General features: G+C 38.9%; 10 protein-coding genes. 4 read left to right on the top strand and 6 right to left on the bottom strand.

Features of this window, described 5'->3' with window-relative positions:
- Positions 1-43: 43 nt before the first annotated feature.
- The 4 genes from AC57AW_RS05180 (at position 44) to AC57AW_RS05165 (ending at position 6,271) form a co-directional block, all read left to right on the top strand.
- Positions 44-2,452 carry an endo-beta-N-acetylglucosaminidase H gene (locus tag AC57AW_RS05180; RefSeq protein WP_496351057.1) on the top strand — a complete coding sequence of 803 codons (2,409 nt, stop codon included), beginning with the start codon at positions 44-46 and terminating at the stop codon, positions 2,450-2,452.
- Between the two features lie 131 nt (positions 2,453-2,583).
- Positions 2,584-3,444, top strand: coding sequence for an ROK family protein (locus AC57AW_RS05175; protein WP_318847413.1), 861 nt, complete (start codon positions 2,584-2,586; stop codon positions 3,442-3,444).
- A gap of 22 nt (positions 3,445-3,466) precedes the next feature.
- Positions 3,467-5,749, top strand: a complete 2,283-nt coding sequence (locus AC57AW_RS05170) for a GH92 family glycosyl hydrolase (RefSeq protein WP_496351056.1) — start codon at positions 3,467-3,469, stop codon at positions 5,747-5,749.
- 24 nt (positions 5,750-5,773) lie between these two features.
- Complete coding sequence (locus AC57AW_RS05165) at positions 5,774-6,271, top strand: cupin domain-containing protein (protein ID WP_149834060.1); 498 nt, start codon at positions 5,774-5,776, stop codon at positions 6,269-6,271.
- Positions 6,272-6,364: 93 nt separating this feature from the next.
- Here AC57AW_RS05165 and AC57AW_RS05160 read toward each other — a convergent pair whose 3' ends face one another.
- The 6 genes from AC57AW_RS05160 to AC57AW_RS05135 all read right to left on the bottom strand — a co-directional run bounded on the left by AC57AW_RS05160 (position 6,365) and on the right by AC57AW_RS05135 (position 17,524).
- Positions 6,365-7,717, bottom strand: a complete 1,353-nt coding sequence (locus AC57AW_RS05160) for a sugar porter family MFS transporter (protein WP_496351055.1) — start codon at positions 7,715-7,717, stop codon at positions 6,365-6,367.
- A 5-nt stretch (positions 7,718-7,722) separates the two neighbouring features.
- On the bottom strand, positions 7,723-9,477 hold the full coding sequence (locus tag AC57AW_RS05155) for a class I mannose-6-phosphate isomerase (protein WP_496351054.1): 1,755 nt from the start codon (positions 9,475-9,477) through the stop codon (positions 7,723-7,725).
- Between the two features lie 12 nt (positions 9,478-9,489).
- Positions 9,490-10,428, bottom strand: a complete 939-nt coding sequence (locus AC57AW_RS05150; RefSeq protein WP_496351053.1) for an ROK family protein — start codon at positions 10,426-10,428, stop codon at positions 9,490-9,492.
- Positions 10,429-10,486: 58 nt separating this feature from the next.
- Positions 10,487-13,813 carry a glycoside hydrolase family 38 N-terminal domain-containing protein gene (locus tag AC57AW_RS05145; protein WP_496351052.1) on the bottom strand — a complete coding sequence of 1,109 codons (3,327 nt, stop codon included), beginning with the start codon at positions 13,811-13,813 and terminating at the stop codon, positions 10,487-10,489.
- Between the two features lie 60 nt (positions 13,814-13,873).
- Entirely contained in the window at positions 13,874-14,635 is a 762-nt protein-coding gene (locus AC57AW_RS05140; RefSeq protein WP_318847407.1) for a GntR family transcriptional regulator, read from the bottom strand.
- 183 nt (positions 14,636-14,818) lie between these two features.
- Positions 14,819-17,524, bottom strand: a complete 2,706-nt coding sequence (locus AC57AW_RS05135) for a TonB-dependent receptor domain-containing protein (RefSeq protein ID WP_496351051.1) — start codon at positions 17,522-17,524, stop codon at positions 14,819-14,821.
- Between the last annotated feature and the right edge of the window lie 60 nt (positions 17,525-17,584).

Genomic DNA, 17,584 nt, shown 5'->3' with positions numbered 1-17,584 from the left:
GGGCTTCGGCCCAATGATTTTTCTACTACAAAATTAATATACTATGAGAAAAAAATCCTTTTTTATTCCCTTGATGGCCCTGATGCTTCTGACAGCTCCGTTGCTCAAAGCACAGCAGCTTGATCCTTTGGGAGTCTGCTATGTGGAAGTGAACAACAATAATATGCTGAATGCGGGTTCTTATACATTGCAGAACACCAACAGACAGCTTTTTGATGTTGCCATTATCTTTGCTGCGAATATCAATTATGATGTTTCCAAAAACAGAGCTTATATCTCAAACAATAATAACGTTACCAAAGTTCTGAATGATGTTAATACCTATGTAAAACCTTTACAGCAAAAAGGAATAAAAGTACTTCTGGATCTTCTTGGAAACCACCAGGGAGCCGGAATTTCTAATTTTCCTAACCGTGAGGCTGCAAAAGATTTCGCTTTACAGGTAGCGCACACAGTTTACACTTACGGATTGGATGGAGTAGACCTTGATGATGAATATGCAGGCTACGGAAATAACGGAACAAGTCAGCCCAATAACAGTTCTTTTGTTATGCTTTTGCAGGAATTGAAAGCAGCAATGCCGGATAAACTGATTACATTCTATTATTATGGCCCGGCTACAACGAGACAGACTTATAACGGGGATCTGGCTGGAAATTATATCGATTATACCTGGAATGCAATGTACAGTACATACAATGCTCCTGTAGTTCCTCCTCTTAATAAATCCAAAATCTCAGCTGCTGCGACCTGGATTCTTAATTCTAATTCAGGATCTACATCCGCTACAACACTTGCTAGTTTAGCGACCAGCACAAAAAATGACCAATACGGTGTGTTCATGTGGTATGATCTGGGTGGAACAAATGTTGCCAGTTATCTGAGTACAGGTTCCAATATTCTTTACAACGAAAATACGCTCCTAAGCGGTCAGTTATATTCATGGTCTCAAGGACAAACCTGTGATCCGCCATTGGGACTGGATATTTCCAATGTGACAGGAACTTCAGCAAAACTGAACTGGACTTCCAACGCTTCCCAGTCTTATAATATTGATTACAAACCAGCCAATTCAACGGTATGGACGAACGCGGCCAATAATTATTCAGGAAATAATATTGTAATCAATAATCTTACGCTGAATACAGACTACGACTGGAGAATACAGTCCAACTGCTCACCGACATTAACAAGTACTTATATTTTTGCACCAAGGTTTAACTCCGGAAGTGGCTGCACTACGCCATCAGGATTAACTTCCGGAAGTTTCCTTGGTAATACTGCTCAGCTGTCATGGGATGCAGGAAATGCAACTTCATATACACTGCAATATAAAACAACAGCAGCGGCAACATGGTCTGAAATTCCGAATATTACCACCAATTCCTATTCATTACAAAACCTGACTCCAAATACAAACTATGTATGGAAAGTGCAGGCAGGATGTGCGGGAGGAACTACAAGTACCTATTCAGGAGAAGGATCATTCAACAGCGGTTTTGCTCCTGTTACAAGTCCTGGTGCAAGATCTCTTTCTTTCAACGGAAGTACTCACTATCTGAATGCAGGCCAATTTAACCTGAGCGGAAATGCGATGACATTTGAAGGATGGGTAAAAGTAAATGCCTTCAAAACAGGATTCCCTTATATTTCATCAGTAATGGGTATTGAAGTGGGAGATAATAACTCGGCAATGCTTCGTTTCGGAGATGGAAACCTGGCCAATAACAAACTTCAGTTTATTTTGAGTTTCGGTTCATCTCAGGTGAAGCTTAACAGTAATACAGCATTTAATACCAATACATGGTACCATATTGCAGCCACTTATGATGGTGCAGCAATGAAAATATATGTCAATGGAACCCTGGATGCAAGCTCAGCAGTGACAGGTAATTTCAATGCCAACGGTATTCTTTATCTGGGTAGGAATTATGACAATTCCCGTACTATCAACGGATTCCTTGATGAATTCAGAGTCTGGAAAAAAGCCTTAACTCCTCAGGAAATATTGAGTAACAACTGTAATGTTCCAGCCAATTCCACAGGGCTTGAAGCCAACTGGAAAATGGATGAAGGTAGTGGTAATGGTGCTTTGGATGCTACTACAAATACCCATTTTGCAACCCTGATCAATATGACAGATGCTAACTGGAAAACAGATGTTGCCTGTGCTTCTAATCTTGCAGTGAAAGATGTTGAATCTGTGAAGGAGAACAGCGCAGTCTATCCAAACCCTGTGAAAAGAGGAACTGATATTCATTTCGTTATCAGTGACAGCTCAGCAAGTGAAGTGGCATTGTATGATGCTTCAGGAAAATTATTCAAAAAACAGAGCATTAATCAAAATAATAACGCAGTCAATACACAGGATTTAATCAGTGGTACTTATATTTACAAAATTACATCCACAAACAGTAAAGTACTATCCACTGGTAAAGTAATCGTAAAATAAGATTCAGATAATGAAATAGTTATCAGGATTAATAATATAAAGTCTGAAATATAAAGCAGACAGACAGGTGGTGTACTCCTGTTTGTCTGTTTTTTCAGTCAAAGGGATGTTTGAATTTAAAATAATAAATAATGCAGAATATAGTAGGAATAGATATCGGAGGATCGCACATCACGCTGGCTCAGGTAGACCCGGAAAAACGTGAAATCATTTCATCCACCTATGTAAGAGAACATGTAGATGCTTTTGAAAACAAAGAAATTATTTTCTCCGCATGGGTTTCAGCCATACATAAAGTGGCACATGACCTGGTAAAAGAAGACCTTTTAATTGGGATTGCAATGCCGGGGCCTTTCGATTATGAAAACGGAATATCATTGATGCAGCAGGGAAAATTTATCGATATCTATCAGGTGAATATCAAAGAAGAGCTGGCAAAAAGGCTGTCTGTTTCTCAGGAGCAGATTCATTTTGTAAATGATGCGGCTGCCTTTATGGAAGGAGAGGTATTCGGAGGATGTGCTCAGGGATTCAACAAAATTTTTGGTGTGACGCTCGGTACAGGATTGGGAACTACCTTCTTCAACGGGGAGTTTGCTACGGATGAAGACTTATGGGATTCTCCTTTTAGAGACTCTATCTGTGAAGATTATCTGGCGACTCGATGGTTTGTGAATCGTTATAAAGAATTGACCGGAGAAGAAATTTCAGGGACTAAAGATTTGTTGGATAAACCAGCGGAAATACAAACCCAAATATTTGATGAATATGCAGATTCTTTCTCTGAATTTATCGTGAAATATGTAGACCATTACAAACCGGAAGTTTTAGTTATAGGAGGTAATATTGCGAAGGCATACCCTTACTTTGAGCAAAGATTTATTCAGAATGTAACAAAGAATAATATTAACTTGCAGGTTAAAATTTCTGCCATATTTGAAGATGCAGCCATTCTGGGAGCTGCCAGCTATGCATTAAAAAAGCTTATATAAATTAACAAACGAAAACGATACAATGAAGTTTATATTTTCTACTTGCTTACTGCTGTTACAGGCATGGGCCCTGGGTCAGAACATATCTCCCGTAGATTATGTGAATCCTTTGATGGGAACGCAGTCCAAGCCTTCCTTATCCAACGGTAATACCTATCCTGCAGTCGGACTTCCATGGGGAATGAATATCTGGACACCACAGACTGGTAAGATGGGTGACGGATGGGCGTATAGCTACGATGCAGATAAAATAAAAGGATTTAAACAGACCCACCAGCCTTCTCCCTGGATGAATGATTACGGCGCATTTGCCATCATGCCGGGAGTAGGAAAAGTAAAATTTAAAGAAGACGACAGAGCGAGCTGGTTCAGCCACAAAGCTGAGGTGACAACTCCCTATTTCTACAGTGTATACCTTGCGGACATCAATGTTACTACAGAATTTACACCCACAGAAAGAGCTTCTTATTTTAAATTTGATTTTCCTAAAACGGACAGCGCTTACATCGTTGTAGATGCTCTGAACAAAGGTTCTTACATCAAGATTTTACCGAAAGAAAGAAAAATTATTGGGTATACCACAAAATATTCTACCGGGAAATATGATAATTTTAAAAACTATTTTGTCGTTCAGTTTGATAAAGATTTTGAACTGACAAAAACCTGGAAAGACGATAAACTGGTTAATGACCAATTAGAAATTACCAGCGATCATACAGGAGCTGTTGTAGGTTTTAAGCTTAAAAATAAAGAAACGGTTTATGCAAAAGTAGCCTCTTCATTCATCAGCTTTGAACAGGCAGAACTGAACCTGAAAAGAGAAATAGGAACCAAAAATTTTGAACAGGTAAAAACCGATGCTAAAAATATCTGGAATAAAACATTAGGCAAAATAGACGTAAAAGGTGGTACAGATCAGCAGATGAGAACCTTTTACTCCTCTTTATACAGAACTCTATTCTTCCCACAGAAACTATATGAAGTGGATGCTCAGAATACAATAAAACACTGGAGTCCTTATAACGGTAAAATTGCGGACGGGAAAATGTTTGCAGGAACCGGATTCTGGGATACTTTCCGTGCTTTGTACCCTTTCCTTAACCTTGTTTACCCAAGCATCAATGTAGAAATGCAGGAAGGATTGGCAAACGCTTACAAAGAAGGAGGATTCTTACCGGAATGGAGCAGCCCTGGATATTCTGATATTATGATCGGAAACAATTCAGCATCCGTTGTAGCAGATGCTTACATCAAAGGACTTCGCGGATATGATACGGAAGCGCTTTGGCAAGCTGTAAAACACGGAGCGAATAATGAAGGTCCTATAGAAGCGGTTGGTCGTGCAGGGGTAAAGTATTATAATGAATTGGGTTATGTTCCTTATGATGTAAAAATCAATGAAAATGCAGCAAGAACATTAGAGTATGCTTATGACGATTTTTCTATTTATCAGCTAGGAAAAGCATTAGGAAAACCCGCTTCAGAAATAGATATTTATAAGAAAAGAGCCTATAATTACAAAAATGTCTTTGATAAGGAAACAGGTTTGATGCGTGGTAAAAATAAAGACGGGAACTTCCAGAAACCTTTTAATCCTTTCAAATGGGGTGATGCTTTTACAGAAGGAAACAGCTGGCATTATACATGGTCTGTTTTCCAGGATATTGACGGTCTGTCAGAACTGATGGGTGGAAAAAAGAAATTTGAAGCTAAATTAGATGAGGTATTCTCATTGCCGCCTGTTTTTGATGACAGTTATTATGGAGGTGTTATCCATGAGATCAGAGAGATGCAGATCATGAATATGGGACAATATGCCCACGGAAACCAGCCTATTCAGCACATGATCTATCTGTACAATTATGCAGGATCACCTTATAAAACACAATATTGGGCAAGACAGGTGATGAATAAACTGTATCATGCTACTCCGGATGGATATTGTGGAGATGAAGATAACGGACAGACTTCTGCATGGTATATTTTCTCAGCGCTTGGGTTTTATCCGGTAACACCGGCAACAGATCAGTATGTGTTGGGAGCGCCATTATTTAAAGAAGCCACCATTCATCTTGAAAATGGTAAGAAAATTGAAATAAAAGCTCCGGAAAATACTTCCGAAAATCTATATGTAAAATCACTGAATGTAAACCAACAGCCTTATTCCAAAAACTGGTTAAGTCATAAAGAGTTGATGAAAGGCGCTGTGTTAGACTTTAAAATGGATAACAAACCGAATAAAGAAAGAGGTTCACAGGAAAAAGATTTTCCGTATTCAATGTCAAAAGAAGAATCAAGTAAATAATTTTTAATTTAAAAATATCGCTGTATGAGTACAGAAAAAAAAGAAATATTCGATAGAGTAGAGAACATGCTGCAGACACAAGGTTTTACTATTGCAGCTAAAGATGATACAAGACCATGGGGAGGTTTCTTTGTGATTGATGAAACGCAGGCGCAGGATTTTGCCAACCAGTATTTTGATGGGATTGATGTAGATAATCTGAGAATAGGAGGGAAGCTAAGCCCAAAGATTCTTATTGTTGCTCCGGAAGCAAGATTAAGCTGGCAGTATCACCACAGAAGAGCCGAAATCTGGCAGGTGGTAGAAGGAACTGTAGGAATCAAAAGAAGCAATACCGATGAAGAAGGAGAATTAGGAGAATACGGCCCAAAAGATCAGGTAAAACTTCAGCAGGGAGAAAGACACAGACTTATTGGTCTTGCAGGATGGGGAATCGTAGCTGAAATCTGGCAGCACACGGATGCATCCAATCCTTCTGATGAAGATGATATCGTAAGAGTACAGGATGATTTTGGAAGATAATCCAGAATAAGTAAATAGTACAAATCCCATTTTAGTAGGTCATAGGGCTCTAAAATGGGATTTTTTATTGAAGTGGAAATGGCAGACGAGTTCTTATTCTTCCCAGTTTTTTTCTATCTCTTCCAGTGTTTTTCCTTTCGTCTCGGGAATCATTTTCCAAATAAAGAGGAAAGTGATTACAGCAACAATCATATAAATCCAGAATGTATAAGCATTCCCAATAGATCCTATGAGGACGGGAAAGGTTTGAGATACTAGAAATACCGCCAGCCAAAGAAAGAAAGTAGCCACAGACATTGCCGTAGCACGGGCTTTTGTAGGGAAAATTTCAGCAATAACAACAAATGTCAAAGGCCCTAGAGACATGGCAAAGCATGCAATATAACCAAGGATTGCAATGAGTACAAGATATCCCTGCTGTTGGGTATAGAAGGCAAAACCTACAATAAAGAGGCAGACAGCCATCCCGGAAATTCCCAGAAGGAGAAGTTTTTTCCGGCCCCAGAGATCTACATATTTTATAGCAACAAAAGTGAAGATGAGATTGATAACTCCCACCAGAATGGTCTGTATAAAAGCAGAATCAGATCCTACACCCGTTGATTTGAAAATTTCAGGAGCATAATACATAATGGCATTGATTCCTGTAATCTGTGAAAATACAGCGAGTAAAATCCCGATAATAAGGGCTCGTTTTAATTGGGGTTCCTTTATCTCGGAAAAAGAAAAGGGAGTTTCGTCTTTCAGGGATTCATTAATAGATTCCAGTTCCTGCTGAGCCGCATTGGCTCCATTGATCTGTGTAAGAATAGCTAATGCTTCATCGTTTCGTTTCTGTTTTGCCAGCCAGCGTGGACTTTCAGGTACAGTAAGTAACAACAGAATAAAGATTATTGACGGAATAATTCCTGACCCAAACATCCAGCGCCATCCCGTAGAAATATTCCAGTTTTCATCATGGATACCGGCGATATAAGCATTCACAAAATAAATAACAAGAATACCTGTCACAATTCCCAGCTGAAAGATGGATATCAAACGCCCCCGAATTGCTGCAGGTGCCATTTCTGAAATATACATCGGAGAGAGCATAGAAGCAATCCCGATTCCCATACCTCCAATAATTCGGAATATGACAAAAATCCAGAGGTTAGGAGCCAATGCTGTACCTATAGAAGATACTGTAAACAAAAGGGCAGAAAGCATTAATACTTTTTTCCTTCCAACCCGATCACTAAGTTTCCCTGAATACAGAGCTCCGATGATACAGCCCAGTAAAGCACAGGAAGCTGCCCATCCGGTCATCACATCAGAAAGGCTGTAATAGACCTTCATAAAGCCGATAGCTCCCGAGATCACAGCCGTATCATACCCGAACAATAAACCGCCCACAGAAGCTACGAGAGTCGATTTATAAATAATATTTGAAGAGGTGTTTGTTGACATACCGTTTATTTTAAAACTTTATCTGCAATCATTTCCGTACGGACACTGGCTTTTATCGTAGCACATTCCTTGCCTGCACTTTCGCCATGAGGAGTAATGGTATAAGCACCTACATGAGCCGGAACAATAAAGGTTTCAGCATAATGAATGATATAAGGCTCAAAATGGCTATGCGGACTCTCAATAATTGCTTCACGGCCTTCTACAAGATTCAGAACGTTTACAACACCCTTTGTGTGATGATGAACTTTTTGGGTAAACCAATGTCTGCGGGTTTCAATAAATGACCAGGCATCCAGTCCGGTACGTTCTTCACGCCATCCTTCCCCTTCAGCAATCGGTTCCGTAAGATTGAGGATATGATCTTGGGTCCAGGAAGTGGTTCTGTCCCATTGTATTACATTTTTGCCATGTTCCAGGGATATCGGCCGTGGCTTACCATCCAGTCCCATTCTTCCCCAATCCCAGAGTTTAAATGTAAAAATATAAGGGGTTGCACTTATTTCCAGTACTACAGAATTTGCTCCAGAGCAATGTATGGTTCCGGCTGGTATAGATACATGATCATGTTTGCGGACGGGCCATTTTTGTACATATTCCTCAGCATCAAAAGTGAGATGATCATTTTGAGCTGCAGTAAGCGCTTTCATCATATGATCGGGGTTTACATTTTCTTTCAGTCCAAGATATACAAAAGCATTATCTCCGGCATCCAGCATATAATAACTTTCATCCTGAGTATAAGACATCCCAAACTTTTCTTTGATGTATTCTTTCATCGGATGAACCTGTAAGCTTAAATTTCCGCCTTCCATGGTATCAAGAAAGTCAAAACGGATAGGAAACTCATCCCCAAATCCTTCATAGACCTCTTTTCCAAGTAAAGCATCCGGCTGAAAAAATACAAGATTGATAGATGGAATTTCCACAACCTGATCTCCAAACTCTAATAACAAACTGTTTTCTTCCGGTACACAATCGAATCCCCAGGCAAAATTGGGCGCATTTCTGTCCAGATCACAAACTTCTTTCAGCCACTGTCCGCCCCATGGTCCCGGATCAAAGAAAGGAACCACTCTGAAAGGCTGTTGCACAGTCTGTTGAAGAGCTTCAAACAGCGCATGGGTACTTATCATTTTAGGCTGATGAGGAATGGTGGTGTCCAAAACAAAATGACAAGTCTTAAGAATTCTTTTTTTATAACGGTCACAGACGCGCCAGTCTACAAAATAGGCATGTTTGTATTGGTAAGAAAAAGCATCTGCATAATTAGTTCTGCCCAGATTACAGGCCGTATTGTTTCGGAAACGCATCTGTATTTCCCATCGCGGCATATCGGCATAAATAGCAAGATCAGGTTGGCTGGTAATCAAAGTGGCTCCTGGTCCTATAACTACTGTAAAGCCCTTGTTCTCATCAATTTTTTGTTGAATTTCCAATACTTTTGAAGCATGAAAATAATCTTCAAGTTCTAATGGTGTGATGTAGCCAAATACAGGATCATCCGTAACATATTCTTGTACCATTGCAGCAATATCATCTTCAGATTTCATTGCTTCTGAAGTATCAATGATCAATCCAGGGTTTAAAAGTTCCTGTGCTGAGCTAATGATCTCTTTGAGAAAAACACCTGGATAACATTCAATGGCAATTATTTTAGGCGTATTTTTTTTAATTTCTCTAAAAATATCTTCCCAACCTGTTATGCAGGTATGGTTTTGTATTCTGATGACAGGAAACTTATTGAAATTTGATTTCATTCTGATTTTTTATTAAAGATTGACAAGATGTGCGATCCCAAGTAAAGCTGCAGTACCTGGAAATGCACCTTCTTCGATATGTACCTTTCCCCAGGGAGTCCATGCGTGAGTGTCTATATAGTGTTTGATATAAGGAATAATCTGTGAGCTGCTGGCCATAATGCCACCCGTTAGTACAAGAACTTCTGGATCATAGGAATGGATGAGGTTAATGGCAGCTGCTGACCATGCCTGTAAACTTTGATCCCGCAGATACAAAGCCGTGGTGTCACCTTCTTCAGCAAGCCTGAAAACAAGTTCGTAATCAATAACGGGAGAGGCAGACGGCTTACTTTCGGTAAAATTTTTATGTAATTTTGCCATTGCAGGCAGACTCCATGTGGAAGCTTCAGTTTCTACACAGCCTTTATTTCCGCAGTTGCAGGAATCTCCTTTATAATTAATTACAGAATGCCCACCCAATATGCCGGCTGTAAAATGTTTGCCTTTCAGCAATTGTCCTTCCATGATTGCAGCACTTCCAACACCGGTTCCTAATGTCATTAAAACAACATTCTCATAACTTTTTGCATTTCCATATTTCCATTCTCCCAATAATGCAGAACGGGCATCATTTTCTATAGTAAAAGGAAGGTTGAATGATTGTAAACACCATTCTTTCAGATCAATATCAGGAGCATCTCCAAATTTTTTATCAATAGAAAGAATTTTTTTCTGAATACTGTCCACAATACCTGGAGAAGCTATCCCCAAGCCGGCAATATCAGCAGTTGAAAGTCCCTGCTGATGTAGCATTTTTTCCACAGTTTCCTGTATGGAAGGCAATCTCTGCCTGAGACCTTTATCGGAATTGGCATCAATGGATACAGAAGATAAGATAGTATCACTTTTTATGATTCCTATTTTAATTCTGGTTCCACCCATGTCTATAGCAATTACTGGCTTTGACATCTGATTTTGGTTTTAAATGTTTTAAAATAATATAACCTGTAAGATTTAAATCAAAAAACTAAGGAACTATTCTGATTTCTATCACATCCATTCCGGATAAACTAATCTTTTCGTCAGGAGATAATACTTTTCCGGTTTTAAGTTCAATAATCTTCGAAGGCTTCATTTGTTCCCATAAGAAAGCAGTTGTCTGCTCACTTTCAGAAGGGTTGTAAAGTCTGATAAGGAAACTCTTATCCTCTTGTGGAGTAACACTTGTCACAACAATATTGTCATTGTTCACACGGAAAAGGCTTTTTGCAACAGATGATTTATCTTTGACAGGAATTGCGATAAGAGGCTGTGTAAAAGCTGTTGCTGATTTTTCATTTTCTACAGCATCAAAAGCAGCATGAGGGCGCAGCGTATAATGATAATGTACAGGGCCTTCCTGATCTGCTTTATAATTGGTATGCCAGTAGTTATTCATTGCATAGCTGAACCAGTTTGTCGTTCCGGGGGTTCCCTGATCTTTCCATTTTTTGTGGCTGTTGTCAATAGTCATTCTTTCATCAATCATTTCTGCTGCTTCAATCAATGGCGTTTCCAGCATCATCCACTGCATTCCCTTTTGTCCGGAAGATGCATCTACCCAGCGGCGGCTGTACCAGTAATCCATATTGGAGCCTGGAAGCTGATCTTTAAGATATTTCATCGTTCCATAACCAGCATCTATCGTAATATTTTTAAAATCTGCATTGAAAGGAAAACCAAAATGTACAGATTCTTTTGTACGGACAGGTTTTTTATCCACAATATTCTCCAGCGCTACTTCATCACTTCCGGCTGTCAGCGTAATGATTCTTTCTAATTTTTTAACTCCTGGAGCTTCTGATGTAATTGAAACTTTAGCGATCACAGGACCATTTTCCAATACTTTTACTTTTACATCAGCATTTGATACCGCTTCTTTCGGGTCAGATCCCGGTACATACCAATAACTGTTCAGCCCCTGATCATTGAAGTTTCCTGCATAATTTGTTGAATTGTTATCAGTAAATCGGGTAATGCTTCCTGTTTTAAGATCCCATGTCAAAGAAACTTTTCCATTGGAGATCCCGGTATCCGTAATGGTGAAAGAGTTTTGAGTTGTTGCTTTATTTTTAATGACAGTATAGATCGCAGATCCCAATGCAGGAATATCTTTAGCAAAAAATACCATCGTTCCGTCCTGTAATTTCTGAAGAGGAATTTTATTTCCAGAGATATCCTGAACAGCGTTCCCAAAAGCCGTTTCCGGAATTGTGACCATACCGCTTCTTATCCATGATGAGGTGTTGAAAACAGCAATTGATTTGGAAGAAGGATCCGTGAGAGGCTGCAACAGTTCTTTTTCTAGCTTCTCTGCAAGGGAATTTCCATCAAGAGAAAACTGCCTTTTCACTTTCCATTGATCTGCCACAAATGGAAGATCAGGAGCGGTAATACTGTTGAAAGCTCCCCATGTATGCTCATGAAACAGAATCACATTTCTCCAGGCTTCATAAAAACTCTGATGATTATATTGAGCAGGGTTCAGCATAGCATAAAGTGTGGTAAGCTGCTGTAATTTCAGGCTGCTGTTTCGGTTGATGCCTTCTTCTTTCGCAGTTGACATGGCACCGTCTTCCCAATAAGGGCTGATATCACCTTTTACTACCGGAATCTGATCACCGTATTTTTTTTCAAATACTTCAAACATTTTTTCATTCGTGCTTAAGATGATCTTAGGCGAAGTATATTTTTTATTCCATTCATCTACAAATCTGGAAACGGAAGGATCTATCGGGCCATTGTCTGCTACAATATTATAGCGCCATTGTACCATATCATACGGATAATTGTTTTGGGTAAGATCATTCAGATACTCTGCAATTTTTTTCTGCCCGGTATCAAATACAGCTCCCGGATGTACACCATGCCATGAAGAATATCCTCTTCCAGCAGTCCAGAATAATATTTTTTCTTTTCCGGAAGGAGATTGCCACCACACAGGTTTATCACCCCAGTTTTTTACAAAATTTCCTACACGATCTCCCAGATAAGGATTCGTTTTTCCTAAATAATTAGGTCCGCTGGAAAAATATTTTACTCCAGATGAAGTTAAGGCCGGAACCAATGCCCAGGCAAATCCCGGTACATCAGACATCATCGCACTGTTGATTTTTAGGCCATATTCTTTTTCAAGTTTTTGGGCATACTCTGTATAATGGAAGAGTTCTTCCGGCTGGCTTAGCCCCGTTAAAATATTTCCGTACATGGCAGAAAGACCGATTCCTCCTTCTTTTACTGCTTTTACAAATGATTTTTTATCCTCGACAGTTGCATTTTTCATGAAATTTTCCACATCCCAAAGAGCTTCCACATTCCATTTGAAATGGGCTTCTTCCGGAAGGTTTTTGGTTTCTTCAACCATTTTGATGGCGTCATAGATATTTTGGGTATGAATTCTTTCTACCTCCGCCTGTAGATGAGAATATCCTACATCAGTATGGGAATGATGGATAAAATAGAGCGTGCGCGGAACTACTTTTCCAGCTTCAATATTTTTCCGAAGAAGCTCCTTTTTTCCTGAGGTTACAACCAATTGTAATGCTCCTCCTTCAGGCGACAAGGTAACCGGGATATCAAATGTCTTGATTCCATCTGGCATGGTGAAAGAATGGATGTCTTTACCATTTATTGTTGCTGTTATCTTTTGATCCGGACCAAAATGTAAAGTGGTAAGAGTGATCAGGCGCTTTCCATCTTTCAGGATAAAAGGAGTAGAAGCGGCGTCTATTTTTTCTTCAAAAGTAAATTTATAAGTCATAAACCAGTCCCTGCTGTTCTGGGCTTGTCCTACCAGTTTTAAACGGAGAGGTTTCCCTGGAGTTATTTTACTGACCGGAACACGTAAGTAGGCAATTCCATAAGAATCCTTCAGTCCATCCACTTTAGTTTGATGAAAGACAAAAGCAGTACTGTCAGCAGCTTTGGATATCCAATCCGGACGTTGATTGGCAGGGTAGGTAGTGAGAGTTAATGCCTTCTGATCATCGATGTACAGATCAAAATTTCGGTTTCCTCCGCTGGTTCCCGATGAATGTGATACCAACCAGTTAAAATATATATAAGGTCCAGTATTTTTTTGTGGTACAGGAGCCGTTTCCCATTCTATCGTTTTGGCTCCATCCGTAGTACGGGTAAGAAGTGCCCGGGTTGCATGATCGGGAAAGGCAGAAAAATAATCAATGTTTTCACCTGTTATTTCACGGTTGTATCCGTTAATGGCTTTTACATTGCCAAAATAGGGCACTTTTTTCTGACCATAGGCAATATTGCTTATCAGGAAAGATACAAGCAAAAGAAAATACCTGTTATACATAAGCTTAGTTTTTATAATTATATGTTAGAATGTTTGAACATATTGGTTGCTAAAAAAGAATTAACTTCCCGGAGATTTATTAATATCTATGGTATACGTAAACTTATCAGAACGGTAATACCCTACATTATATTCTACAGGTTTACCATTGATGTCATATACAAAACGTTCACGTTTCAATACGGGAAAAGAAGCAGATACTTTCAGTTTTTTTCCTATTACAGCACCTGCCTGGCAGGCACTTATGTTTTCCCGGGAACGATGTACGATTACCCCATGATTCTCCTGCAGCATACTATATAATGGCATATTGAAGTCATCATTTTTATCAATCCCGATCCTTGGGTGGAAATAGCTTTCAAAATAAACGATAGGATCTCCCGAGCTTTCCCCTTTTAACTTTGAAAGTTTGAATATTTTTTTATCCGGTGCACAATGAAAGAAATTACATATTTCTTCATTGGGCTGTACCATAGTTGTTTTCAGCAGCTGATTGATGACATGGATTCCTTTTTCATGCATTTCTCTGGTAAAACTGTACCAATGATCCAGACCTGTTACCAGACTTTTCTTTTCAGCAACACGGGTTCCGATCCCTTTTTTACGGAGGATCAACCCTTCGTTTTCAAGCTTGTTAGTCGCCTGACGGATCGTATTTCTGGACACTCCCCACAGATTGGCAAGATCAACCTCTTTGGGTAATAAAGCCCCTTTTTTATAAACATCCATTTGGATAAGTTTACGGAAAAGGTCCTCAACCTGTACATGCAGAGGGAGTTTGCTGTTATGATCAATTGTAAAATCGTGAGTAGGTATGTTCATACATATAAGAAAGTGTAAATATAGTATTTTTTTGATTTGATGATGATTTTTTTTAATAAAAATGAAAAAACAGTATCAATCTGATACTGTTTTCTACTATTTAAAAAGATCTGATGTGAACTTTATAGGTTTATGCAACCTATAAAGTTTTGTTTCTTAAGATGTTTCTTCTATTCAGGGGATTTAAAATGTCACATCCAGTCCAACATAGAAGTTCGCCTTCATGATTGGGGCATATACCATTCCTCCATCAAAATAATTCCCAAAAGGATTTTTAAAATCAACAATCGCATTTTTCTGATAATAGGAAGTCAGGTTTTCTCCACCTACATAAGCTCTTATTTTTTTATTGAAATTTCTTGAGATCTGAGCATTTAGAACCGCATAAGATTCCGAATATGTTGGTAATTGAAACTCTGCCGGATTACTTGAAGTATCAGGAAGTCTCTGTTTTCCCACCCAGTTTAAAGTGGTATCAAAGCTCCAAAATCCTCCATTGTTATTTTTATTGGTAGCATACGCTAAATTCACAAATCCTCTGTGTTTCGCCATGAAAGGAACTTCTCTTCTTCCTCCGATATAATCAGCCTGTACATCATAATACTTATAAGCAAGTCTTACATCAAAGTTTTTAAAAGGAGTGAAATCCCACTGAGTCTGAAATGAGTTTGCAAATGATTTTCCTTCCAGATTATAGAACGTAAGCTGCTGAGGAGATTTGTCAAGATCCACCAACACCTGATCCTGGAAATCTGTTCTGAAGAAATCAGCGATGATGCTGGATTTTCTTCCGAATAATTTGAATTCCTGTTGTAAACTTACGCCATAGTTCCAGGCGATTTCAGGTTTTAAACCGTAAATATTTCCTCCGTTAGATAAAATATTGATTGCTCTGTTCGATGCAAAATATTGCTGGCTTTCCGCAAATACATTCGCTGTTCTGAATCCTCTTCCCGCAGAAAGTCTTACAATAGTCTGAGGCGTGAAATCATACTTGAAATTTAACCTTGGTGTAAACTGAGTTCCTGCCAGATTGTGAAAGTCTACTCTGGTTCCTGCTACTAATGTATATTTTAACCCTGTTAAAGTATATTCAGCAAAAATTCCCGGTACAATTTCATTTCTTTTCAGGTCGTTCAATAAATACGTTTCCTTATAACCATCATATAAGAAACTTGCCCCGGCTTTATACTTATGGTTGGTATTTCCAATAATGCTTTCAAAGATTAAATTGGAATAATACGTGTGCTGCTGTCCTGCATAATTTCTCAGTCCGAAAAAACTATCCTGCTGGTGATACACATACTGGTTCATCCACCCGATGCTTTGGTAAGGTTTTCCTTTAAAGACATACCCGGTTTTATTCCAAACCTGAAATCTTGAAATATCAATTCCTACCCCATAAAACGGCTGTTTGTCCTGAGCCAGTTTCTTATCAAAACCAACTTGTCCTGCCGTTCTTTCATCTCGGATAAAATTAATTCCGAAGTGAGATCCGAATCCTGATTTTTCCAGATCATTATAATTCAATAAATAGGCAGCATTGATCTGAGTTCCTTTCGGTCTGTCCAGAAAACCGTCATCATTCATATCCGTATTCCCGAAAGTTCCGTTTCCGTGAAGAAGGAAAGTCTGAGACCATTTATCGTTGATAGGAGAGACATTGGTAATATTGACTTCCGCTCTTCCGTTGAAGTCAGAAAAAAGGTTCAGTGAAGTTTCCGGAGTTTTTGCATTTTTCAAAAGCTCAGTGTTAATCTGTCCTGTAATACTTTCGTAACCATTCGTCACAGTGCTTCCTCCCTTAGTAAGCTGGATGCTTTCAATCCATCTTCCCGGAATAAAATTTAATCCATAGGCAGAAGCTAAACCTCTGATTTCGGGTAACTGTTCTTTCGTTAAGCTGGTATATTTCTGATCCAGACCAAGCATTTTCAACTGTTTTGTTCCTGTAACAGCGTTGCTGAAAGAAACATCAACCGTTGCATTGGTTTCAAAACTTTCTGACAGATTACAACAAGCTGCCTTTAAAAGTTCTTTTTTATCAATATTAAAAACAAGCCCGGCTTCTTTTTTACTTAAAGCAGTTGCTGCTTTAGAACCTGTTACCACTACACCATCAATGTTTTTTTCATGTTGGGAATGGTCTTCTTTAGCTGGTGAAGTCTCGTGGTCTTTATGATCTCCCTGCTTTGCTTCTTCTTCGTAATGTACCTTTGGATTAGCTTCACCAAAAGTAAAATCTCTGTCATACAGGCAGCATCCCGGAAGTCCATTATACGTTGCATCCGAAGTCTTGTATTTTTCATTATCATGACCTGCATCGGCAATCGCTTTTAAGATCTTATCTGCTGAAGTTTTTGAAGGATCAAAATTTAAAATAACAGTTTGCTTTTCTGCATTCCATTCTGCGGCATCTGCACCTGCACTTTTTGATGCCTTTTCAATTCTTGCTTTACAAGAAGCACAGTTTCCTCTTACATAGAATTCATTTTCTTTTTTATCAGAAACATTAGCATTTGTATGGTGTTCGTGATGAGTTTCCGCCTGGGATGGCTGCAAATCTCTATTATACAGACAACATCCCGGAAGGCTATTGTAAACAGCATCCGAAGCCTTGAATTTCTCGTTATCATGGCCAGCTTCAGCCACTTTCTGCAGAATATCATCGGTAGATACCTTGTCAGTTTCTAAAGTTAAGGTTTGAAGATCAACAGAGTAAACTGCTGTTTTTGCCCCTGCTTTTTTGGCAGCACTTTCAATTCTTGTTTTGCACATTTCGCAGTTCCCTTTTACCTTGAACTGATTTTTTGAAAGTGTTTGAGCAGATATAAATTGTGTAAATAGGAATAATGCACCAAGTATAAACCTGGAAATATGTAATTTCATTTTGTTTAAAGTTTAAATTAATTAAAAAACAGTCCATTACATAATATAATGAACCCGCGG

Source organism: Chryseobacterium sp. BGA-UO-ETr-SB22 (genome assembly GCF_059567885.1).
The sequence above is the reverse complement of the archived record's forward strand: the minus strand, read 5'-3'. Positions and strand labels throughout refer to the sequence as shown.

Excerpts from the sequence above, each read along its gene's own strand:
- AC57AW_RS05180 (WP_496351057.1), top strand. The coding sequence starts at position 44 with ATGAGAAAAAAATCCTTTTTTATTCCCTTGATGGCCCTGATGCTTCTG.
- AC57AW_RS05175 (WP_318847413.1), top strand. The coding sequence starts at position 2,584 with ATGCAGAATATAGTAGGAATAGATATCGGAGGATCGCACATCACGCTG.
- AC57AW_RS05170 (WP_496351056.1), top strand. The coding sequence starts at position 3,467 with ATGAAGTTTATATTTTCTACTTGCTTACTGCTGTTACAGGCATGGGCC.
- AC57AW_RS05165 (WP_149834060.1), top strand. The coding sequence starts at position 5,774 with ATGAGTACAGAAAAAAAAGAAATATTCGATAGAGTAGAGAACATGCTG.
- AC57AW_RS05160 (WP_496351055.1), bottom strand. The coding sequence starts at position 7,717 with ATGTCAACAAACACCTCTTCAAATATTATTTATAAATCGACTCTCGTA.
- AC57AW_RS05155 (WP_496351054.1), bottom strand. The coding sequence starts at position 9,477 with ATGAAATCAAATTTCAATAAGTTTCCTGTCATCAGAATACAAAACCAT.
- AC57AW_RS05150 (WP_496351053.1), bottom strand. The coding sequence starts at position 10,428 with ATGTCAAAGCCAGTAATTGCTATAGACATGGGTGGAACCAGAATTAAA.
- AC57AW_RS05145 (WP_496351052.1), bottom strand. The coding sequence starts at position 13,813 with ATGTATAACAGGTATTTTCTTTTGCTTGTATCTTTCCTGATAAGCAAT.
- AC57AW_RS05140 (WP_318847407.1), bottom strand. The coding sequence starts at position 14,635 with ATGAACATACCTACTCACGATTTTACAATTGATCATAACAGCAAACTC.
- AC57AW_RS05135 (WP_496351051.1), bottom strand. The coding sequence starts at position 17,524 with ATGAAATTACATATTTCCAGGTTTATACTTGGTGCATTATTCCTATTT.